The sequence below is a fragment of the Streptomyces sp. NPDC031497 genome (genome assembly GCF_055580905.1).
This window is the reverse complement of the sequence record NZ_JBVIKO010000021.1, coordinates 87,660-108,099: the sequence shown is the minus strand read 5'-3', so window position 1 is coordinate 108,099 and position 20,440 is coordinate 87,660. Positions and strand designations below refer to the sequence as shown.

The 20,440-nt window shown below is 74.0% G+C and carries 7 protein-coding genes; all 7 read left to right on the top strand.

Annotated features, from left to right (window positions below; translation table 11 throughout):
* Positions 1-71: 71 nt before the first annotated feature.
* The 7 genes from ACZ5K7_RS34820 to ACZ5K7_RS34790 all read left to right on the top strand — a co-directional run bounded on the left by ACZ5K7_RS34820 (position 72) and on the right by ACZ5K7_RS34790 (position 20,439).
* Positions 72-1,304 (top strand): exo-beta-N-acetylmuramidase NamZ family protein, encoded by a 1,233-nt coding sequence (locus ACZ5K7_RS34820; RefSeq protein WP_468919873.1) that lies wholly within the window; start codon positions 72-74, stop codon positions 1,302-1,304.
* Positions 1,301-2,284 carry a GNAT family N-acetyltransferase gene (locus ACZ5K7_RS34815; RefSeq protein ID WP_468919870.1) on the top strand — a complete coding sequence of 328 codons (984 nt, stop codon included), beginning with the start codon at positions 1,301-1,303 and terminating at the stop codon, positions 2,282-2,284. Before ACZ5K7_RS34820 ends, ACZ5K7_RS34815 begins: the two co-directional genes overlap by 4 nt.
* A complete protein-coding gene (locus ACZ5K7_RS34810) occupies positions 2,281-3,597 on the top strand; it encodes an ABC transporter substrate-binding protein (RefSeq protein ID WP_468919867.1) in 1,317 nt (438 codons plus the stop codon). The genes ACZ5K7_RS34815 and ACZ5K7_RS34810 overlap by 4 nt, the downstream gene beginning before the upstream one ends.
* Positions 3,591-4,556, top strand: coding sequence for a carbohydrate ABC transporter permease (locus tag ACZ5K7_RS34805; protein ID WP_468919864.1), 966 nt, complete (start codon positions 3,591-3,593; stop codon positions 4,554-4,556). Before ACZ5K7_RS34810 ends, ACZ5K7_RS34805 begins: the two co-directional genes overlap by 7 nt.
* Positions 4,553-5,422: a carbohydrate ABC transporter permease gene (locus tag ACZ5K7_RS34800; protein ID WP_468919861.1), complete on the top strand. Its 870-nt coding sequence runs from the start codon at positions 4,553-4,555 to the stop codon at positions 5,420-5,422. The genes ACZ5K7_RS34805 and ACZ5K7_RS34800 overlap by 4 nt, the downstream gene beginning before the upstream one ends.
* A 308-nt stretch (positions 5,423-5,730) precedes the next feature.
* Entirely contained in the window at positions 5,731-7,035 is a 1,305-nt protein-coding gene (locus ACZ5K7_RS34795) for a cytochrome P450 (RefSeq protein WP_351702284.1), read from the top strand.
* 354 nt (positions 7,036-7,389) lie between these two features.
* Positions 7,390-20,439 carry an SDR family NAD(P)-dependent oxidoreductase gene (locus ACZ5K7_RS34790; RefSeq protein ID WP_468919858.1) on the top strand — a complete coding sequence of 4,350 codons (13,050 nt, stop codon included), beginning with the start codon at positions 7,390-7,392 and terminating at the stop codon, positions 20,437-20,439.
* The last annotated feature ends 1 nt before the right edge of the window (position 20,440 follow it).

Genomic DNA, 20,440 nt, shown 5'->3' with positions numbered 1-20,440 from the left:
TAAATGCGGGACATAAGAGTAAATTCCCGACCATTGCTTGCGAGAGGTGTCACCGGCGGACGGGGCAAGGGATGAGCACGGACGAGGGTGTCGCGGTGACGACCGGGATCGCGCGACTGCACGGCTCGCCCGGACTCGCCGGACCCGGCCGGTTCGGACTGGTGACCCACCACGCCGGAGTCCTCCCCGATCTGCGCCCGGCGGCGCCCGCGCTGCTCGCGGCCGGCGCCCCGCTGGCCGCCCTGTTCGGACCCGAACACGGGCTGCACGGGACCGGCCAGGCCGGCGAGACCGAGTCGGCCCGGTCCGACCCCGACACCGGCCTGCCGGTGTACGACACCTACCGGTGCGAAGGCGGCGACCTCGACAAGCTGTTGATCGACAGCGGCGTCGACGCCCTGGTGTACGACCTCCAGGACATCGGCGCCCGGTTCTACACCTACGTGTGGACCATGTTCGACCTGATGGTCTCGGCGGCCCGCACCGGCGTCCGGTTCGTGGTCGCCGACCGGCCGAACCCGCTCGGCGGACTCACCAGTGAGGGCCCGCTTCCGGACCCGGCGTGGGCCAGCTTCGTCGGGCGCGCCCCGATCCCCGTCCGGCACGGCCTCACCTGCGGCGAACTCGCCCGGCACTTCAACGCCTCCGCCGTGCCCCAGGTGGCGGGCGGTGCCGTCGAGTTGACGGTGATCGAGGCCGCCGGCTGGCGGCGCGCCATGGACGCCGAGGCCACCGGCCTGCCATGGATCGCCCCCTCGCCGAACATCCCGACGCCCGCGACCGCCGTCGTCTACCCCGGCACCTGCCTGTTCGAGGGGACGAACCTCTCCGAGGGCCGCGGCACCACGCAGCCCTTCGAGATCGTCGGCGCCCCCTACCTCGACGCACGGTTCGCACCGGCGCTCGCCGAACTCGGCCTGCCCGGAGTGCACTTCCGCGACCTGCGCTACGTACCGGCCTTCCACAAGCACGCCGGACGGCCGCTGCGCGGAGTCCAGCTGCACATCACCGACCGCAAGGCGTTCGCACCCGTACGCACCGCCGTCGCGATGCTCGCCGTCCTGCGCCGGCTGTACCCGGACGACTTCGCCTGGCACACCGTCGACGGCGGCGCCGAGGGGACCGGCCACCGGCACTTCGTCGACCTGCTGTGGGGGTCCGACCGGCTGCGGAGGACCGTCGACGCGGGCGAGGACCCGCTGTCGCTGTGCGATCCGCCGGCCCCGCCCGGCCGGTGGGCCGGAGACGACGTACTGCTCTATCCCGCGGAACCGGCCTGCCCGGAAGGACGATCCCGTCGATGACCGACCGCACGACGACAACCTCGGCCGGGATCCGCGGCTTTCGTGCGGGCGACGGCCCCCGGGTGGTGGAGACCTGGCGGCGCAGCGCACCGGCCGACCCCATCACCCCGGACCGCTTCCGCACCCTGGTGCTGCTCGACCCCAACTTCGATCCCGAAGGGCTGCGGGTCGCCGTCGACGGTGACCGTGTGGTCGGCGCCGCCTACGCGGTGCGGCGGCTGACGCCGATGGCCGGTACCGACCTGGAGCCGGAGCAGGGCTGGATCCCGTTCTTCTTCGTCGCCCCGGACGCCCGCGGGCGCGGCCTCGGCCGCCGGCTGCTGACCGAGGCCCTCGACTGGCTGCACGGCCACGGCCGTACCCGGGTGGACTTCTCGTCGTACACCCCGAACTACGTCTTCCCGGGTCTGGACGCGGAGGCCTACCCGGAGGCGGCCGGGCTCCTGGAGTCGCTGGGCTTTCGCACGCTGTACGAGGCGGCCGCGATGGACCGCGTCCTGGTCGGCTACCGCCTCCCGGACGACGTCACCCACCGCCTGGACCAACTCACCGGGCGGGGCTACCGGTTCGCCACCCCGGCCGACGACGACCTGGTGGATCTCCTCGCGCTCGCCGGGAGCCACTTCGGCCCGGACTGGGCGTGCACGATCCGGGCGTGTCTGGCCGCGGGCACACCGCTCGACCGGATCGTCGTCGCCCGGGACCCGGCCGGCCGGATGGTCGGCTGGGCCATGCACGGCGCGTTCGACTCGGTGGACGAACGGTTCGGCCCCATCGGGGTGCTGGAGGAGATGCGCGGCACCGGACTCGGTGAAGTCCTCCTCCACCTGGTCCTGGAACGGATGCGGGCCCTGCGCGCCCACTCCGCGTGGTTCCTGTGGACCGGCGCCCAGTCGCCGGCCGGCCACCTCTACCGCAAGACCGGGTTCACCACGACCCGGGTGTTCCGCGTGCTGCGCCGCGAGGCGGCCGCCCGATGACACCGACCCCTCCGGCCGGCCGGCTGAGCCGCCGGCGCCTCGCGCTCGCCCTGCCCTCGGCGCTGCTCGCGTCCGGCTGCGCCGCGCCGTCCCGGGGCACCGGGCGGCCCGGGGACCCGGTCGTCCTCACCCTGCTCTCGCACTATGCCAGCGGGGAACTCAAGAAGGCCCTCCAGAGCCCGGTCGACGAGTGGAATGCCACCCACGAACGGGTCAAGGTGGCGACCAAGGCCGTCGAGTTCACCGACCTGCTGACCACGTTCATGGTCCGCCAGGCCGCGGGCCAGGGCGCCGACATCCTCCAGCCGTACTGCCTGTGGAACGGCCAGCTCGTCCGGGCCGGCGTCCTGCGGGCGGCACCGGCCGGGCACGCCGCGGAGATCAGGCGCGGTTACGGCGCCGCAGCGGTCGGCTCCTCGTCGGTGGCGGGCCGGGTCTACGGCTACCCCACCGAGACACAGACGTACGCCCTCTACTACAACAAACGGCTGCTGCGCGAGGCCGGCGTCGACGGACCCCCGCGCACCTGGCGGGAGCTGGAGGAGACGGCGTACCGCACCGCCCGGCGGGACGGCTACGGCAACACCCTGGTCCAGGGGTTCGGCCTGTCGACCTACGACGACTCCACGACCGTCGGGCAGACCCTCGCCCTGCTCAACGCCGCCGGCGGACGGTTCGTCGCCGCCGACGGCAGGAGCACCGCCATCGACTCGCCGGCCGGCCGGGCCGTGCTCGACCTGGAGCACCGCCTCGTCGCCAGGGGTGCGAGCGCCCCCGGCGTCAACGTCTACAAGGCGTTCGCGTCCGGGCAGGTCGCCATGGTGATCAGCGCCGGCTGGTGGACCGCGAACCTCAAGTCCCTGATGGGCGAGGCCTACCGCGACGTCGGGGTGGCGCCGGTGCCCCTTCCCGACGCGGAGGGCCGGCGCGCCACGCTCTCCACCGGGTTCATGCTCGGCGTCAACACCGCCAGTGAACATCCGCGCGAGGCCTGGGAGTTCCTTCGCTGGCTCAACGCCGACAAGGTGCGCGGTGCCACCCGGATGAGCGCCCTGCAGGTGTCGGTCGGTTCCCTGACCGGCCGCGCCGACGACATGCGGACCCTGCTCGGCGCCGGCGGCGACCCGAACCTGCGGCCGTTCCTGGACGCGCTGGCCTACGCGGTGCCGGAGCCGAACGGGCCGGGCGCGCAGCAGGCCAAGTCGCTGCTGCGCAAGAACATCGAGGCACTGTGGACCGGTCAGCAGTCCGTCGACGAGGCCCTGCGCACCACCCGCCGCCAGGTCGACCAGGAGGTGTCGCGCTCATGGTGAACGCCACCCTGACAACAGAGGCGACAGAACGGGCGGCCCGCCATCCGTCCGCGGTCGGCGTCCGTGGCAGCGGACGCGACCGGCAAAGGCGCCGCCAGGCCGCCGTCGCCTACCTGTTCCTGGCCCCGACACTGCTGTTCTACGCCGTCTTCCTCGCCCTGCCGCTCGGCTTCGCGCTGCTGCTGTCCATGTCCCGCTGGGCGGGTTTCGACCTCGGCGACATCGACCCCGTCGGACCGGACAACTTCGCCCGCCTCTTCGCGGACGGGGCGACGTTCCTGACGCCGGTCCTCACCAACACGCTGCTGTTCGCCCTCGGCACCGTGGCCCTCGCGCTGGCCGGCTCGGTGCTCGTCGCCACCTGCATCGACAAACTCCGGTTCCAGGGGCTCTGGCGCACCCTGTACTTCCTGCCGATCGTCACCACCGTCGTCGCCGTCGGCAACGTCTGGAAGTACATGTACGAACCCGGCGGCCTCGTCAACGGCGTCCTCAACGCCCTCGGACTCGGCTCGGTGGCGTTCCTCCAGGACCCGGACACCGCGCTGCCCGCGGTCGTCGTCGTCCAGGCCTGGGCCTCGGTCGGCTCGGCGATCCTCGTCCTGACCGCCGGGCTCAAGTCCGTCCCCCAGTCGTACTACGAGGCCGCCGCGCTCGACGGCGCCGGGCCCGTCACCGTCTTCTGGCGGATCACGCTGCCCCTGCTGCGGCCGTCCCTGCTGTTCGTGTGCGTCACCCAGTTCCTCACCGGCCTCCAGTCGTTCGCGCTGATCATCGTGATGACCAAGGGCGGACCCGGGGACGCGACCGACGTGGCCGCCCTTGAGATGTACCGGCAGGCCTTCTCCTGCGGCGACTGGGGCACCGCCAGCGCCGCCGCCTTCGTGCTGTTCGCGGTGGTCCTCGCGGTCACGCTGGTCCAGTTGTGGCTCTTCCGGCGCAAGGGGGAGGACGCGTGATCCGCCGGCGCTTCCCCTGGCTGTCGTACCTGCTGGTCGTCACCGGCGCTGTGCTCACCGTGGTGCCCTTCCTCGACATGGTGATGACGTCCTTCAAGGGCGCCGACGAGGCCGGCCGGCTGCCCTACCGGTTCCTGCCCGACGCGTTCGACCTGTCCAACTACCGGGCGGCCGTCCACCAGCTGGACCTGCCGGTGCTCTTCCGCAACAGCGTCGTCGCCACGGCCGTGATCAGCGGCTCGGTGCTGGTCACCTCCTCGCTCGCCGGCTACGCGCTCGCCAAACTCCGCTTCCCCGGCCGGGACTTCGTCTTCCGGCTGGTGCTGTCGACGATGATGTTCCCGCCGTTCCTCTTCCTCGTCCCGCACTTTCTGATCCTGGTGCACTGGCCGCTGGCGGGCGGCAACGACCTGTTCGGGCGCGGCGGCGCCGGACTGACCGTCAGCATCGCGGCGCTCGCCATGCCGTTCCTCGTCAGCGGCTTCGGGATCTTCCTGATGCGCCAGTTCATGGTCTCCCTCCCGGACGAGGTGCTGGAGGCCGCCCGCATCGACGGGGCCGGGGAGTTCACCGTGTGGTGGCGGATCGTCGTCCCGCAGACCAGGCCGGTCCTCGTCACCCTCGGACTGCTGACCTTCGTCGACGCCTGGAACGAGTACATCTGGGCGCTGCTCGTCTCGACCGCCAACCCGGACGTGATGACCCTGCCCGTCGGCATCCAGCTCCTCCAGGACTACGTCGACCCCACCCGCACGACGCCGATCGTCATGGCCGGCCTGGTCCTGAGCACCCTGCCGGTCCTGGTGCTCTTCCTGCTGCTGCAGAAGCACTACATCCGTGGTGTGATGCTCAGCGGCCTCAAGTGAACAGCGCATCCTACCCAGATCGTGGTGTCGATACGCTGTTTGTCGTAGCACAGCGGATTGTCCCTGCGGGGTTTGTTCTCTCATCGGCCCTGCGGTACGCCTGCACCATGCAACAGTTCGAGCGCCGCCCTTGTGGCGAGCGGTCTCAACTGTCCTGGCCAGGGACGTTACTTGGCGGTTCTGCTTAAAGGACACCCCAGCGTCAGCCCAACTTCTTCGAGGGCCGCTTGACGTCAATTCCACGATCGGGTGACACTGATGTTGCTTTTGACGTCCCTCGATACGTCAGTGCAAAAAATGGAGAGCTAATGTCCTTGGAACAGCCCGCCCTCCCCTTATCACGAAGCGCCACCGAGGTTTCCCAAAGCGAGTTACCCGCCGTTCTCGACGGGTTCGATCTCAGCGACCAGGACCGGTTCGGTGCCGGTTTCCCGCACGAGGTCTTCGCCCGGCTCCGCCGGGAAGCACCGATCCTGCTCCACCCGCCGGGCCGCACCCGCGACGGCGAGAACTTCTGGGTCCTGTCCCGCTACGCCGACGTGGTCGAAGCCGCGGCCCATCCGCTGCTGTCCTCCCAGGGCGGCGGCGACCGCGAGGGCGGCGGCACCCACCTCGACGACCTGCCCGCCGGCACCTACTCCGGCGCGATGCTGAACATGATGGACGACCCACGGCACCGGTTGCTGCGCGACCTGGTCAGTCCCTCGGTCACCGGCCCGGTCCTCGAAGCGCTGGCCCCGACCATCACCGAACGCGCCGAGACGATCATCGACGAGGTCGTCAAGCAGGGCTCCTGCGACTTCCAGAACGACGTCGCCGGCCGGTACTCGGTCGAGGTCATGGCCGCGCTGATGGGCATTCCCCGCGCGGACTGGCCGCAGTTCGTCGACTGGACCGAAGTCGTGATGGGCTACGAGGACCGCGAGTCCGGCGAGGCCTCCTCCCGCAGCCAGGCCTCGCTGCTGGCCATGTACCAGTACGGCGTCAAACTGATCGCCGAGAAGCGCGCCGATCCCGCCCAGGACTTCCTGTCGGTGATCGCCGCCGGTGATCTCCCGGAGGGCCAGGGCGAACCGCCCCTGCGCGAGTACGAGCGCGAGGTGTTCGTCAACCTGCTGACCCTGGCCGGCAGCGAGCCCACCCGCAACGTGATCGCGGTCGGCCTGCTCGCCCTGGCCGAACGGCCGGAACAGTGGCAGGCGCTGCGCGCGGACCGCTCGCTGCTGGACAGCGCGGTCGAGGAGATGATGCGCTGGTCCACCCCGACGCCGTACAACCGGCGGACGGCCACCGAGGACTTCACCTTCAACGGCGTACGGTTCGGCCGCGGCGACAAGGTGACCCTGTGGTGGTCCTCGGCCAACCGGGACGAGAGCGTGTTCGACGACGCCATGTCCTTCGACATCCGCCGGAACCCCAACCCGCACGTGGCCTTCGGCCAGGGGCCGCACAGCTGCCTCGCCGTCGACCTCGCCCGTATCGAACTGCGCACGCTCTTCGGCGTGCTGCTCGACCAGGTCGCCGAGGTACGGCTGACCGGTCCGGTGCCCTGGGCCAACAACAGCAAGCACACGGTGGCCCTGAGAGTGCCCGTGGAGTTCGTCCGCGCCTGAGCGGGCCCGCGTCCTGCCGCGTACGGCGGACGCCCTCACCCCGGCCGCCGTGCGGCGGGTCCGGGGACGACGGTCACGACGTGGTGACCGCGGCAGCCTGAAGCGGACCGGTGCCGACGCCGGTCCGCGCCCGCCCGCAATCCGATCGGCCCGGTGCTGCCCGGGCCGGGTCTGCGGCATGCCCGCCGGCCGAAGCGCGCCGGGGGTGTTCGCCGGGTGCGTTCAGGCGGCCGCTTCGGCCAAAGGGGCCGCTCAGCCCTGCCCGTGGCACAGCGCAACCGTGGACGTCCGGACACCAGGTGCCGGGCGGATCAGACGTGTCCTCGATGAGACGACGTGGAGGAGGAGTCCGGCGTGGGAGACCGAGTGGGCAACGCCGCCGACCAGGAACCGGTGGCGGTCGTCGGCCTGGCGTGCCGGCTGCCGGGGGCGGGAAACCCCGCCGAGTTCTGGCGGCTGCTCCGCGAGGGACGGGACGCGCTGGGCGAACCCGGTCCGCGGCGCTGCCACCCCGACGGCCCGGCGGTACCCGTGCTGCCCTCCGGCGAACCGGTACGGGCCGGCTTCCTGGACCAGGTCGACTCCTTCGACGCCGGGTTCTTCGGCGTCTCCCCGGGTGAGGCGGCCGTCATGGACCCGCAGCAGCGGCTGGTCCTGGAACTGGCCTGGGAGGCCTTCGAGGACGCCGGGATCGTCCCGGGCGACGGCGACCGTCCGGGCGGCACCGGGGTGTACGTCGGCGCCACCTACGACGACTACGCGACGCTGCGCGGCGCCCGCCTGAGCCCGCACTCGGCCACCGGACGCAACCGGGCGATGATCGCCAACCGGGTGTCCTACGCCCTGCGGCTGCGCGGGCCCAGCCTGGTGGTGGACAGCGCGCAGTCCTCCGCGCTGCTCGCCGTCCATCTGGCCTGCCAGGCCCTCGCGGCGGGGGAGTGCACGACGGCGCTGGCCGGCGGCGTCAACCTGAACATCACCCAGGACGGCTACGACGTCACCCGGGCACTGGGCGCGATCTCACCGGACGGGCGCTGTCACACCTTCGACGCGCGGGCCGACGGGTTCGTGCGCGGCGAGGGCGGCGCGGTGCTGGTGCTCAAGCCGCTGTCGGCGGCACTGGCCGACGGGGACACCGTGCACGCGGTGATCCGGGGCGGCGCCGTCAACAACGACGGCGGCGGCGACTCGCTGACCGCCCCCCGTCAGGAGGCCCAGCAGGACGTGCTGCGCCTCGCCTGCGCGGCGGCCGGCGTGTCCCCGGCCGAGCTCGACTACGTCGAACTGCACGGCACCGGAACGCCGTTGGGTGACCCCGTCGAGGCCGCGGCGCTCGGCGCGGTGGCCGGGCCCGAGCGGGCGCCGGAGCGGCCGTTGCTGGTCGGCTCGGTGAAGACCAACATCGGGCACCTGGAGGGCGCGGCCGGGATCGCCGGGCTGCTCAAGACGGTGCTGTGCCTGTCGCACCGCGAACTGGTGCCCAGCCTGAACTTCCGCACCCCCAACCCACGGATCCCGCTGACGGAGCTGGGCCTGCGGGTGGTCACCGAGCCCGTCCCGTGGCCCGCCACGCAGGGTCCCCTGCTCGCCGGGGTCAGCTCGTTCGGCATGGGCGGCGCCAATTGCCACCTGGTGCTCACCGAGCCGCCCGCCCCCCGCCCGGCCCCGGATCACGACACCGAGGGGGCCGAGGAGCACGACGGCCCGGTACTGGTACCGCTGACCGCACGGGCCCCGGCGGCGCTGACCGAACTGGCAGGCCTGCTGGGCGAGTCGACGGCGCCCCCGGTGGACCTGGCCTACTCGCTGGCCACCACGCGCAGCCCGCTGGAGCGACGGGCGGTACTGGTCGCCGACTCCGCCGAGGAGGTGCCCGGCCTGCTGGCCGCGCTGGCCGGGGACACGGCGAACGCCCGGGTGGTGCGCGGCACGGCCGTCGACGGGCGGACCGTGTTCCTCTTCGCCGGCCAGGGCAACCAGCGGCCGGGCATGGGCCGGGAGATCTACCGGCGTCACCCCGTGTTCGCCGCCGCCGTGGACGCCATCGCCGCGGAACTGCGCCCCCACCTGCCACGGCCACTGCTCGACGTGGTTTTCGCCGCGGAAGGCTCGGCGGACGCCGCCCTGCTGGACGAACCGGCCTACACCCAGCCCGCGCTGTTCGCCGTCCAGGTCGGGCTGTACCGGCTGGTGGAGAGCTGGGGGATCACCCCGGACGCCGTCCTCGGCCACTCCTTCGGAGAGCTGGCGGCCCTGCACGTCGCCGGGGCGATGTCCCTGGCCGACGCCTGCGCGCTGGTCGCCGCCCGCGGCCGGCTGATGCAGGACATCCCGCCCGGCGGGGCGATGATCCTGGTCGAGGCCTCCGAGGCGGAGCTGCTGCCGGACGTCGAGGCGACCGGCGGGCTGGTGTCGATCGCCGCCCTCAACAGCCCCACCGCCACCGTGCTGTCCGGGGACGCGGACGCCACCCTGGCGATCGCCGGCCGCTGGTCCGCGCGGGGCCGGCGCACCCGGCGCATCCAGGTCCCGATCGCCAGCCACTCGCCGTATGTGGACGGCATCCTGGACGGAATGCGCGCGGCCGCCGCCCGCATCGACTGGCGGACCCCGACCGTCCCCGTCATCTCCTCGCTGACCGGCGCCGAACTGGACGTCACCGGCCTGGACTGGCCGGAGTTCTGGGCCCGGCACACCCGCGGCACGGTACGGTTCGCCGACGCCATCGCCACCGCCTGCGCGGACGGCGCCCGCACCTTCCTGGAGCTCGGCCCGGACGGGACCTTGTGCGCCATGGGGCCGGGCAGCGCGCCCGAGGACGTGGCGTTCGTCTCCGCGCTGGCCGGCGGCGAACGCCCCGACCTGCGCTCACTGCTCACCGCGGTGGCCCGGGTGCACACCCGCGGCGTCCCCGTGGACTGGACGCGGTTCTACGAAGGCTCCGGGGCCCGGCGGATCCCGCTGCCCACCTACCCCTTCCAGCGGCGGCGGCACTGGATCGCCGGGGTGACGGCCACCGGCGGCGCGACCCCCGTCGTACCCGCCGTGTCAGCCGAACCGGAGTCCGGGACACCGGCCCGGCCCGAGGAGGGGCACGCCGGACTGCCCGCGGCCGAGCGGGAGCAGGCGGTGCGTGCGCTGGTGCGGGCCGAGGTGGCCGCGGCGCTGGAGCTGGACTCCGCCGAACAGCTGGACATGCGGCGCCCGTTCAAGGACCTGGGCTTCGGCTCGCTGATGACGGTGGAGCTGGGGCAGCGGCTGGCCGACGTGACCGGGGTACGGCTGCCCGCCACCGCCGTACTCGACCACCCCACCCCGGAACGGATCACCGCGCACCTCACCGCCGAACTAGCCGATGGGACACCGCGGGACGCCGCCCCCGAGAGGCCGCCCACGGATCCCGCGCCCGCCACCGACCCGATCGCGATCGTCGGGATGGCCTGCCGGTTCCCCGGCGGGGTCGGCTCGCCCGAGGACCTGTGGGACCTGGTGGCCGCCGGCACCGACGCCATCGGCGGGTTTCCCACCGACCGCGGCTGGGACCTGGACGGGCTCTTCGACGCGGACCCGGACCGGCCGGGCCGCAGCTACGCGCGCACCGGCGGATTCCTGTACGGGGCCGCCGAGTTCGACGCGGAACTGTTCGGCATCTCGCCGCGCGAGGCCCTCGCCATGGACCCGCAGCAGCGGCTCCTCCTGGAGACCTCCTGGGAGGCACTGGAGCGGGCCGGGATCGACCCGTTGTCCCTGCGGGACAGCGCGACCGGAGTGTTCTCCGGGGTGATGGCACAGGACTACGGGCCCCGGATGCACGAGGGCGCCGACGGCCTCGACGGCTACGTGCTGACCGGCACCACCGCCAGCGTCGCCTCCGGCCGCGTCGCCTACAGCCTGGGACTGCGCGGGCCCGCGGTCACCGTGGACACCGCGTGCTCCTCGTCGCTGGTGGCGGTGCATCTCGCGGCCCAGGCGCTGCGGTCGGGGGAGTGCTCGCTGGCGCTGGCCGGCGGGGTGACGGTGATGCCCACGCCGGGCATCTTCGTGGAGTTCTCCCGACAGCGCGGACTCGCGCCCGACGGGCGGTGCAAGTCGTTCGCGGCGGCGGCCGACGGCACCGGCTGGGCGGAGGGCGCCGGCCAGCTCGTCCTGGAACGGCTGTCCGACGCACGCCGCAACGGCCACCCCGTGCTCGCGGTGCTGCGCGGCTCGGCGGTGAACCAGGACGGCGCCTCCAACGGCCTGACCGCCCCCAACGGCCCTGCCCAGGAAGGCGTGATCCGCACCGCGCTGGCCACCGCCGGCCTGTCCGGCGCGGACGTGGACCTGGTGGAGGCCCACGGCACCGGGACCACCCTCGGCGACCCGATCGAGGCCCACGCGCTGCTGGCCACCTACGGACGGGACCGCGCCGGCGAGCCGCTCTGGCTGGGGTCGCTGAAGTCCAACATCGGCCACACCCAGGCCGCCGCCGGGGTCGCGGGCGTGATCAAGGTCGTACAGGCCCTGCGGCACGGGCTGCTGCCGCGCACCCTGCACGTGGACGAACCCTCGCCGTACGTGGACTGGGCCTCCGGCGAGGTGCGGCTGCTGACGGAGGAGCGACCGTGGCCGGAGCGCGGCCGGCCGCGCCGGGCCGGGGTGTCCTCGTTCGGGATCAGCGGCACCAACGCCCATGTCATCGTGGAGCAGGCGCCCGAGGTGGTGCCGGTGGAACCCGCGTCGGCACCGGACCCGGTGCCGCCGTCCGGTCCGGTGCCGGCGGTGCGATCCGGTTCGGACCGGGTGCTGCGGTCCGGTCCCGTACCGGCGGCGCGATCCGGTCCGGACCGGGTGCTGCGGTCCGGTCCCGTACCGGTGGTGCTGTCCGGGCAGACCGCGGCCGCGTTGCGGGCGCAGGCGGCACGGCTGGCCGCACACCTGGAGAGCGAGCCGGGGGCGGCGCTCGCGGACGTCGCCCGCGCGGCCGCCACCACCCGGGCCGCGCTGCCGCACCGCGCCGTGCTCACCGCCACCGACCGCACGGACCTGGTACGGGGCCTGCGCACCCTCGCCGCCGACGAGGAGACGCCCGGCCTGGTGCGCGGGGTCGCCGACATCGACGGCCGCACGGTGTTCGTGTTTCCGGGTCAGGGTGCGCAGTGGGCGGGGATGGCGGTGGAACTGCTCGATTCCTCGCCGGTGTTCGCGGAGCGGATGGCTGAATGTGCTTCGGCGCTGGGTGAGTTCGTGGACTGGTCGCTGCTGGGTGTGCTGCGGGGGGAGGCGGGTCAGCCGGGGCTGGACCGGGTGGATGTGGTGCAGCCGGTGTCGTTCGCGGTGATGGTGTCGCTTGCCGCGTTGTGGCGGTCGTTCGGGGTGGAGCCGGACGCGGTGGTGGGGCATTCGCAGGGGGAGATCGCTGCCGCGTGTGTGGCGGGGGCGCTGTCCCTGCGCGACGCCGCCAAGGTGAGCGCCCTGCGCAGCGCCGCGCTCGGGGCGCTGTCCGGCGCCGGCGGGATGATGTCGGTGGCGCTCCCGGTCGCCGAGCTGGAACCGCGGCTGGCGCGCTGGGACGGGCGGCTGTCGGTCGCCGCGGTCAACGGGCCCGCGGCGGTGGTCCTTTCCGGAGAACCCGGAGCCCTTCGGGAACTCGAAGCCGAGCTGACCGCCGAAGGCGCGCGGGCCCGGCTGGTCGCGGTGGACTACGCCTCGCACTCCGCACAAGTGGAACGCATCCGGACCGAACTACTGGACCGGCTCGCCGGACTGGACCCGCACACCACCGAGATCCCCTTCTACTCCACGGTGACCGGCGAACGGCTCGACACGGCGGCCCTGGACGCCGAGTACTGGTACCGGAACCTGCGCCAGACCGTCCGGTTCGAGGAAACGATCAGTGAACTGGACCGGGCCGGGCACCGCGTGTTCGTGGAGACCAGCCCGCATCCGATCCTGACCGCGGCCGTCCAGGACACCGTCGAGGCGGCGGGCAGCACGGCCGTGGTGGTCGGCTCGCTCCGCCGCGACCAGGGCGGCCCGGGCCGGTTCCTGCGGTCGCTGGCCGAGGTACAGGTACGCGGGGTCCGGGTGGACTGGAACGCCGCCTTCGGGGCCCTGGGCCACCGGGCGGAGCTGCCCACCTACGCCTTCCAACGCCGGCGCTACTGGCTGCCCACCCCGGCGGGCGGCACCGACCCCGCCGGGCTCGGGCTGGACGCCACCGCCCACCCGTTCCTGGGGGCCGCCGCGCCGATCGCCTCCACGGGTGAGCTGCTCCTGACCGGCGAGCTGTCCCGGCAGCGGCAGCCCTGGCTGGCCGACCACACCGTCTTCGGCACCGCCGTACTGCCCGGCACGGCCTTCGTCGAGCTGGCCGTGCGCGCCGGGGACGAGGCGGGCTGCCGGGTGCTGGAGGAACTGACCGTGCTCGCGCCGCTGACCCTGCCCGAGCGCGCCGGCGTACGGGTACAGGTGGTGCTCGGCGCGCCCGGCGAGGACGGCGGCCGCGCCGTGGACGTGTACTCCCGGGCGGGTGACGGCCCCGAGTGGACCCACCACGCCACCGGCAGGCTCGGCACGACGGCGGCACCCCCGCCGGCGACCGGCGACTGGCTGCCGGCGGGCGCCACCCCGGTCGACCTGGCCGACCGCTACCCGGCACTGGCCCGGCTCGGCTACGGCTACGGACCGGTCTTCCAGGGGCTGCGCCGGCTGTGGCGGCACGGCGAGGACCTGTTCGCCGAAGTCGCCCTGCCCGAACCGGCGACGGCGGACGCCGGATCGTACGGACTGCACCCGGCACTGCTGGACGCGGCGCTGCACGCGGCCGTCCCGACCGAGGACTCGGCCGCCACCGGGCTGCCCTTCGCCTTCACCGGGGTCCGGCTGTACCGGACCGGTGCCACCGCGGCGCGGGTGCGGCTGCGCCCCGCGGCCGGGGGAGCCGTCTCCCTCACCGTGACCGACGCCGAGGACAACCCGGTCGCGGCGATCGACTCGCTGGCGTTCCGGCCGGTCAGCGCCGAACAACTCGCCGCCGGCCGCCGTGACCACCTGTACCGCACCGGCTGGGTTCCCCTGGCGCCCCCGGCGCAGGACGGGGCCTGGGCGTGGCTGCCGGACCTGGCCCCGGACGGGTCGGTGCCCGCGGCGGTGGGTGTCGCGGTGGCCGGGGTGACCGACGCCCTGGCGGTGGCGCAGCGCTGGCCGGCCGAGGAGCGGTTCGCCGCATCGACGCTGGTCCTGCTGACGCGCGGTGCGGTCGCCACAGGCCCGGGCGAGCCGGTCGATCCGGATGTGGCAGCGGTGTGGGGCCTGGTGCGCAGTGCGCAGACGGAGGACCCGGACCGTTTCGTCCTGGTCGACACGGACGGCCACCCCGCCTCCCAGGCGCTGCTGCCCCGACTGGCGGCGACCGGGGAGGCCCAACTGGCCGTGCGCGCGGGGCGGGTGCTCGTGCCGCGGCTGGCGCGGGTGACGGAGACGGCCGGGGATGCTCCTTGGTCGGCCGAGGACGTGGTGCTGGTGACCGGGGCGAGCGGGACGCTCGGGGGCCTGGTGGCACGGCACTTGGCGGAACGTCACGGGGTGCGTGGTCTGGTCCTGGCTTCCCGCCGTGGCGCCGACGCGCCGGGCATGGCGGAACTGGTCGCCGAGCTCGGTGAGTTGGATGCCGAGGTGGCGGTGGTCGCGTGTGACGTGGCCGAGCGGGAGGCGGTGGCCGCGCTGCTGGCCGAGCACCCGGTGACGGCCGTGGTGCACGCCGCCGGGGTTCTCGACGACGGCGTGCTGGCCGCGCTCACCCCCGAACGGGTGGCCGAGGTGTTCCGGGCGAAGGTGGACGGCGCGCGCCATCTGGCCGAACTCACCGGCCCGGAACTCAGGGCGTTCGTGCTGTTCTCCTCGGTGGCCGGGACGCTGGGCAACGCGGGGCAGGCCGCCTACGCGGCGGCCAACGCCGCGCTGGACGGGCTGGCCGCCCAGCGCCGGGCCGCCGGACTGCCCGCGACCGCGGTGGCCTGGGGGCTGTGGGCCGAGAGCAGCGGCATGACCGAGGGCATGGCCGACACGGACCGGGCCCGGCTGGCCCGCGCCGGTGTGGTGCCGCTGGACTCCGCCACCGCACTGGACCTGCTGGACACCGCCACCGCGCTGGACGATCCGGTGCTGCTCGCCGCCCGTCTGGACCCGGTGGCGCTGCGCGAGCGGGCGGCCGAGGGCGTGCTGTCGCCGGTCCTGCGCGCACTGGTGCCGGTGGTGCGCCCGGCCGCCGCCACGGAGAGTGCGGCGGACGGCGCCGACGGGCTCCCGCGGCGACTGGCCGAGGGAGATCCGCTGCGAGTGCTCCAGGACCTGGTGCTCACCCAGGCGGCGGTGGTGCTCGGCCACTCCGACCCCGGCGGACTCTCACCGGACCGGCCGTTCAAGGACTTCGGCTTCGACTCGCTGACCGCGGTGGAACTGCGCAACCGGCTGGGCCGGGCGACCGGCGTACGACTGCCCGCGACCGTGGTGTTCGACCACCCCACCCCCGCCGCACTCGCCGGACACCTGCACGGCGAACTCGTCGGCGACGCCACTGCCGCCGGCCCCCTGCCGGCCGCCGCCCCGGTGGTGGCCACCGACGAGCCGATCGCCATCGTCGGCATGGCCTGCCGCTTCCCGGGCGGGGTCGACTCCCCGGAGGACCTGTGGGACCTGGTGGCCGACGGCGTCGACGCCGTCGGCGCCTTCCCCACCGACCGGGGCTGGGACGTCACCGGCCTGTACGACCCCGACCCGGACCACCCGGGTACCACCTACACCCGGCACGGCGGCTTCCTCTACGACGCCGGCCGGTTCGACGCCGGGCTGTTCGGCATCTCGCCGCGCGAGGCCCTCGCCATGGACCCGCAGCAGCGGCTCCTCCTCGAAACCGCCTGGGAGGCACTGGAGCGGGCCGGGATCGACCCGTCCTCGGTACGCGGCAGCCAGACCGGCGTGTTCACCGGCGTGATGTACCACGACTACGCCACCACGCTGCGGGAACTGCCCGAGGGCGTCGAGGGGCACCTGCTCACCGGCACCGCCGGAAGCGTCGCCTCCGGCCGGGTCGCCTACACCCTCGGCCTGCAGGGGCCCGCGGTCACCGTGGACACGGCGTGCTCCTCCTCGCTGGTGGCGATGCACCTCGCGGCCCAGGCGCTGCGCTCCGGTGAGTGCTCGCTGGCTCTGGCGGGCGGTGTGACGGTGATGGCCGAGCCGACCACGTTCACCGCGTTCTCCCGGCAGCGCGGACTTGCCGCCGACGGACGCTGCAAGCCGTACGCCGGGGCCGCCGACGGCACCGGCTGGTCCGAGGGCGTCGGCCTGCTGCTGCTCGAACCGCTCTCCGCCGCGCGCCGCAACGGCCACCGGGTGCTGGCCGTGCTGCGCGGCTCGGCCGTCAACCAGGACGGCGCGTCCAACGGCCTGACCGCTCCCAACGGCCCTTCCCAGGAACGGGTGATCCGTACCGCGCTGGCCGCCGCCGGAGTCTCCGCCCAGGAGGTCGACGCGGTCGAGGGCCACGGCACCGGGACGCCGCTGGGCGACCCGATCGAGGCACAGGCGCTGCTGGCCACGTACGGGCGGGACCGCGCCGGCGATCCGCTGTGGCTGGGGTCGGTCAAGTCCAACATCGGGCACGCGCAGGCCGCGGCCGGAGTGGCCGGTGTGATCAAGATGGTGCAGGCGATACGGCACGGGGTGCTGCCCCGCACCCTGCACGTCGACGAGCCCTCACCGCACGTGGACTGGACGTCCGGTGAGGTACGGCTGCTGACGGAGGCGCGGCCGTGGCCGGAACGAGCCCGTCCGCGCCGGGCCGGGGTGTCATCGTTCGGCATCAGCGGCACCAACGCGCATGTCGTCATCGAACAGGCGGAGCCGGAAGCGGCTGCCGGGGCCGGGGCCGGGGCCGGGAGAGCAGACGGGGCCGGTGAGGTCGGGCGGGCCGAGGTGTTCGCGGAGGCCGGGCGGGTTGCAGGGTTCGTCGAGGCCGGGCAGGCCGAGGTGTCCGCCGAGGCCGGGCGGGTTGAAGGGTTCGTCGAGGTCGGGCAGGCGGACGGGTTCGATGGGGCGCGGGCGTACACCGAGCCTCGGCTGATGCCGGTCGTCGTGTCGGGGCAGAGCGACGAGGCCCTGCGCGCGCAGGCCGCCCGGCTGGCGTCGCATCTCGCCGAGCACCCCGGCGAACGGGTGCGGGACATCGGCTGGTCCAGCGTGGCCGGCCGGGCCGCGCTGGAGCATCGCGCGGTCGTCCTGGCCGCGGATCCGGAGCAACTGGGCGAGCGGCTCGGCGCGCTGGCCGAGGGCCGGGACATCCCCGGCGTCGTGCGCGGCACCGCGGCCGACGCGGCACGGCGGGTGGCGTTCGTGTTCCCCGGCCAGGGCGCGCAGTGGGCCGGGATGGCGCTGGAACTCCTCGACTCCGCACCGGTGTTCGCCGCCCGGCTCGCCGAGTGCGCCGCCGCGATCGAGTCGCACGTCGACTGGTCGGTGCTGGACGTGCTGCGCGGGCTGCCGGGCGCGCCGACCCTGGAACGGGTGGACGTGGTGCAGCCGGTGACCTTCGCGGTCAACGTGTCGCTGGCCGCGCTGTGGCGCTCGTACGGCGTGGAACCGGAGGCGGTGATCGGCCACTCGCAGGGCGAGATCGCCGCCGCCTGCGTGGCCGGGGCACTGTCCCTGGCCGACGCCGCCGCGGTGGTGTGCCTGCGCAGCCGCGCGCTGACCGAACTTTCCGGCAAGGGCGGCATGATGTCGGTGGCGCTGCCCGCCGACGAGGTGCGGGCCCTGTTCACCGACGACCGGCTGGGCGTCGCCGCGGTCAACAGCCCCACCTCCACCGTCGTCTCCGGCGACCCGGAAGCCCTGGAAGAGCTACGGGCCGCCTGCGAGGAGCGCGGGGTGCGGGCCCGCCGTATCGCGGTGGACTACGCCTCGCACTCCACCCACGTCACCGCCGTCAAGGACGGCCTGGCCGAACTGCTCGCCGGGATCAGTCCGCAGGCGGCGCGCACCGAGCTGTACTCCACGGTCACCGGACAGCGGCTGGACACCCGCGAACTCACCGGCGAGTACTGGTACACCAACCTCCGCCAGACCGTCCGGTTCGCCGACGCGGTGCGCGCCGCGCTGGACGCCGGGATCGGCACCTTCATCGAGATCAGCCCGCATCCCGTGGTCGCCCCGGGCATACAGGAGACGGTGGACGCCGCCGGCGCGGGGGCCGCCGTACTCGCCACACTGCGCCGCGACGACGGCGGCTGGCCGCGCTTCGCCCAGTCGCTGGCCGAGGCGCAGGTGCGCGGGGCCGGGGTACGGCTGGCCGAGGTGTTCGAGGGCACCGGTGCCCGACGGGTCGACCTGCCCACGTACGCCTTCCAGCACCGCTGGTACTGGCTGGCCGAGCAGGCCGGACCCCGGTCCGACGCCTGGCGCTACCGCGTCGAGTGGCGGCCCGCGGGCCCGCCGGAGCGCACCGGACCGGGCGGCGAGTGGCTGGCGCTGGTGCCCGCCTCCGGCGCCGACCAGGACTGGCTGAAGACGCTCACCGGCGGCCTTCCGGTGCGGACCCTCACCGTGGACACCGAGCACGCCGACCGCACCGAACTCACCGACCGGCTGCGCCAGGCGCTGGCCGAGCACCCCCCGCGCGGGGTGCTGTCCCTGCTGGCCGCCGACCGCCGCCCGCACCCGGACCACCCGGTGGTGCCCGCTGGAGTGGCCGCCACCCTGGCGCTGGTACAGGCCCTCGGCGACCTGGACGCAGCCGTCCCGCTGTGGCTGGTGACCTCCGGCGCGGTGAGCACCGGCGCCACCGACCCGCTGCGCGAACCGAGCGCCGCGCAGGTGTGGGGCCTGGGCCGGGTGGCGATGCTGGAGCACCCGGCGTTCTGGGGCGGCCTCATCGACCTGCCCGCCGAACCCGACGAGGCCGCGCTGGAACAGCTGCGCGGGGCGCTCGCGGGCGGCTGGGGCGAGGAGGACCAGCTCGCGGTGCGCGGATCCGGCACGCTGCTACGGCGGTTGGTGCGCGCCCCGCTCGACGGCGGTGCGACCGGTCAATGGCGGGCCCGGGACACCGCGCTCGTGACCGGCGGCACCGGCGCGCTCGGCCCGGAGGTCGCCCGCTGGCTCGCCGCGCAGGGCGTACGGCACGTGGTACTGGTCAGCCGCAGCGGCGCGGGCGCCGACGGGATCGCCGAACTGACGGCCGAACTCGACGGCCTCGGCGTCCGGCTGACCGCGCGCGCCTGTGACATCGGCGACCGGACCGCCGTGGCCGCCCTGCTGGCCGGACTGCGCGAGCAGGGCGAGACGGTCCGTACGGTGGTGCACGCCGCCGCGCTGATGCGACTGGCCCCACTCCCCGACACCGACCTCACCGAGTACGCCGACGTCCTCACCGCCAAGGTCCAGGGCGCCCGGCACCTCGTCGAACTCCTCGACCCGGCCGAACTGGACGCCCTGGTCTTCTACTCCTCCATCGCCGGGGTGTGGGGCAGCGGCGACCACGGCGCCTACGCCGCCGCCAACGCCGAACTCGACGCCCTCGCCGAGCAGGCCCGCGCCACCGGTCTGCCGGTCACTTCGGTGGCCTGGGGCGTCTGGGACGGCGCCCGCTTCCCCGATGGGGTCGACGCCGACCAACTACGCCGCCAGGGACTGCCGTTGATCGCCCCCGGACCCGCGCTGGACGCGCTCCGCACCGTCCTCGAACGCGCCGAGGGCGGGCTGTCGGTCGCCGACGTCCACTGGGCCAGGTTCATGCCACTGTTCGCCTCGGCCCGCAGCAGGCCGCTGTTCGCCGAGATCCCCGAGGCCCGGCGCGTGCTGGACGGCCCGTCCGAACCGGGGTCACAGTCGTCCGGCTCCCCCTGGGCACAGCGGCTGGCCGGGCTGTCGGACACCGAACGCCGCAGCACTCTGCTCCGGCTGGTACGCGAGCAGGCGGCCGTCGTACTGGGTCACTCCGGCGCGGCCGCCATCGGCGCCGACCACGCCTTCCGCGACCTCGGCTACGACTCGCTGACCGGGATCGAGCTGCGCAACCGGCTCGGCGAGGCGACCGGCCTGGCGCTGCCGGCCACCCTGGTCTTCGACCAGCCCACCCCGGCCGCGGTCGCCGCATACCTGCGCACCCGGCTCGCGCCCCCCGAACCACCCCTCCTCACCGAACTGGACCGGCTCGCCGAGCGGCTGTCCCGGGCGGACGCCGACGATGACCGAGACGGCGTCGAACTGCGGCTGCGGGCCATGCTCGCGCGGTTCAGCAGGAACCTCAGCAGCGACGTCAGCAGGAACTTCAGCAGGGACTTCAGCAGCGACGAGGAGGACTTCGACCCGATGTCGAACGAGGAGATGTACGACCTCATCGACCGCGAACTCGGCGCGAACTGAA

Bases quoted from the DNA above. Each gene is read 5' to 3' on its own strand.
- ACZ5K7_RS34820 (WP_468919873.1), top strand. From the start codon at position 72: ATGAGCACGGACGAGGGTGTCGCGGTGACGACCGGGATCGCGCGACTG.
- ACZ5K7_RS34815 (WP_468919870.1), top strand. From the start codon at position 1,301: ATGACCGACCGCACGACGACAACCTCGGCCGGGATCCGCGGCTTTCGT.
- ACZ5K7_RS34810 (WP_468919867.1), top strand. From the start codon at position 2,281: ATGACACCGACCCCTCCGGCCGGCCGGCTGAGCCGCCGGCGCCTCGCG.
- ACZ5K7_RS34805 (WP_468919864.1), top strand. From the start codon at position 3,591: ATGGTGAACGCCACCCTGACAACAGAGGCGACAGAACGGGCGGCCCGC.
- ACZ5K7_RS34795 (WP_351702284.1), top strand. From the start codon at position 5,731: ATGTCCTTGGAACAGCCCGCCCTCCCCTTATCACGAAGCGCCACCGAG.